Below are 2,103 nucleotides of genomic sequence, written 5' to 3'. Positions count from 1 at the left end.
TTCTTCCCATTATCAACGTCGCTTGCTTTAGGATATCATTCTCCATTAACAAGCGTTTATTCTCTTTGCGTAGCGCGATAAGTTCGTTATCTTCAGTTCGACGATTATCTTTTGCGATGAATGAGCTGGTAGTTTGGTACTGCATTATCCAATTATCTAATGCTGATTTGGTGAGGTCATACTCTGCGACGATATCCGCACGTTTTTTACCATTTTGATATAGCATGACCATTTGTTTTTTGAACTCGTTAGTAAAGCTACGTTTTGCTCTTCGTGATGAATCGATTGCCATTGTTGTTACCTTCTCTTATTTTTAGTTTATCATAACAATGACCTTATAAAACTGGTACTAATTAGTGTAGCCGATCCAGCCTTATGGGTTTTAGCGGATTGTTTTAATCATGAAGGAGAAACAAGTTGGTGTTTTCCTATACCTAATTTTACTTAACTATTCGCCGACTTATTGGGGCGGCGAATGTCCGCATTACTGTAATTCAATCTAATCCGTTATTGTTCGTGTTTAAACAATTTTGTTTGTTGATCTAAATAACTCAGCACATCAGGCATTCGGTGTTTGCCTGCCATTGATTGCACGCTATTGGCTGCATTTATTAGCGGTATGCCTATCGAGGTAACATATAACGGGTGTTTACTTTGACCACGAAGAACTTCGATCAAATACTCGCTATTGCCTGAAAACGGCTTTTTAGCAACACCAATAATAGGAATGGTTTTGTTTAATGCATGATACAAATGCCCACCTAACCCTATCTTACCTTCATCCAAATGTACATAACCATCAATCACAATGCAGGTAAGTTTACTTAAATCAATTTTATCAAGCAGTGACATAATGCAAGGTAATTCCCGTTGATAAAACTGACCTGATTGATAGGGCGCAACGTTATCTTGATAATCTGTGATTACCTGTTCAAGTGCTGAGGTTGAATCAGTCCAATGATTAAATAAAATACCGACCGATTTGGCGCGGTTGTCAATGTAATAAACATCAATTGCCAGTATCATATTAAGTTATCTTCTCTTTAAAACATTATTTATCAATGAATCAATACATTGAAACTAACTGAGTAAGATAACATTATTACTGTTATTAATTCAATGTGATAATATTTATTTCTGTATTGATTATTCTATTGATTATTATTAAATATACTTATTAAGTTTAGTTATTCCGATAGTCATAAGCCAATCCACTAAAAGTAATAACGCCATCGGTAATTTCGTATACTTGATAAAGTTGATTATCTCGATGATTATAAGCTTCGCCATTAAATGGCGTATCGTTATAAAAGTAGTAATTACTGCGCTTTTCTAGTTGATTGATTTCTATTCTGACTATCATAATATGGATTCCTTAATTTTTTTATATTACCAACACCTAGTGTTCAAGATTTAGTGGTGTGTGCACACTTTTTAGTACCAAAAAGATAAGGTCATCGATTCCTTTTGTATTCAATCGGCGACTGGTAATTTAATGTTGAATAAAGTCGATTATAATTAAACCAATCCACATAGTGGATCGGCTACACTAATTAGTACCAGTTTTATAAGGTCATTGTTATGATAAACTAAAAATAAGAGAAGGTAACAACAATGGCAATCGATTCATCACGAAGAGCAAAACGTAGCTTTACTAACGAGTTCAAAAAACAAATGGTCATGCTATATCAAAATGGTAAAAAACGTGCGGATATCGTCGCAGAGTATGACCTCACCAAATCAGCATTAGATAATTGGATAATGCAGTACCAAACTACCGGCTCATTCATCGCAAAAGATAATCGTCGAACTGAAGATAACGAACTTATCGCGCTACGCAAAGAGAATAAACGCTTGTTAATGGAGAATGATATCCTAAAGCAAGCGACGTTGATAATGGGAAGAAAATCGAGTTAATTTTACATAATAAGCATCGATACAGCTTACGTGCATTATGTCGATGTTTAAATGTAACCCGAAATCGTTTCTATTATCAACGGCAATTAACGCAGCAATCACAAGATATATCACTGAGTGAAATAGTGGGTGAAATTTTTAATACTAATTATCGTGCTTATGGTACAAGGCGTCTGCAAGCAGAGC

Annotated in this window: 5 protein-coding genes; 1 reads left to right on the top strand and 4 read right to left on the bottom strand. The window is 34.9% G+C overall.

What is annotated here, in order from left to right; genetic code table 11:
- The 4 genes from A9G37_RS00785 to A9G37_RS13370 all read right to left on the bottom strand — a co-directional run.
- Positions 1 to 292, bottom strand: a 292-nt coding sequence (locus A9G37_RS00785) for an IS3 family transposase (RefSeq protein WP_065574337.1), incomplete at its 3' end; no start/stop codon positions are given.
- Between the two features lie 215 nt (positions 293 to 507).
- Positions 508 to 1,026 carry an endonuclease V gene (locus A9G37_RS00780; protein WP_065574336.1) on the bottom strand — a complete coding sequence of 173 codons (519 nt, stop codon included), beginning with the start codon at positions 1,024 to 1,026 and terminating at the stop codon, positions 508 to 510.
- A 157-nt stretch (positions 1,027 to 1,183) separates the two neighbouring features.
- A complete protein-coding gene (locus tag A9G37_RS00775) occupies positions 1,184 to 1,363 on the bottom strand; it encodes a hypothetical protein (RefSeq protein ID WP_065574335.1) in 180 nt (59 codons plus the stop codon).
- Positions 1,364 to 1,454: 91 nt separating this feature from the next.
- Entirely contained in the window at positions 1,455 to 1,532 is a 78-nt protein-coding gene (locus A9G37_RS13370; protein ID WP_442903128.1) for a hypothetical protein, read from the bottom strand.
- A gap of 82 nt (positions 1,533 to 1,614) precedes the next feature.
- On the opposite strand from A9G37_RS13370, the gene A9G37_RS00770 reads away from it, so the two are divergent.
- Positions 1,615 to 1,917, top strand: coding sequence for an IS3 family transposase (locus tag A9G37_RS00770; protein WP_065560538.1), 303 nt, complete (start codon positions 1,615 to 1,617; stop codon positions 1,915 to 1,917).
- The last annotated feature ends 186 nt before the right edge of the window (positions 1,918 to 2,103 follow it).

Source organism: Gilliamella sp. GillExp13, assembly GCF_001690815.1.
In the GTDB taxonomy this organism is placed as follows: domain Bacteria; phylum Pseudomonadota; class Gammaproteobacteria; order Enterobacterales; family Orbaceae; genus Gilliamella; species Gilliamella bombi.
The sequence above is the reverse complement of the archived record's forward strand: the minus strand, read 5'-3'. Positions and strand labels throughout refer to the sequence as shown.

Bases quoted from the DNA above. Each gene is read 5' to 3' on its own strand.
- A9G37_RS00780 (WP_065574336.1), bottom strand. From the start codon at position 1,026: ATGATACTGGCAATTGATGTTTATTACATTGACAACCGCGCCAAATCG.
- A9G37_RS00775 (WP_065574335.1), bottom strand. From the start codon at position 1,363: ATGATAGTCAGAATAGAAATCAATCAACTAGAAAAGCGCAGTAATTAC.
- A9G37_RS00770 (WP_065560538.1), top strand. From the start codon at position 1,615: ATGGCAATCGATTCATCACGAAGAGCAAAACGTAGCTTTACTAACGAG.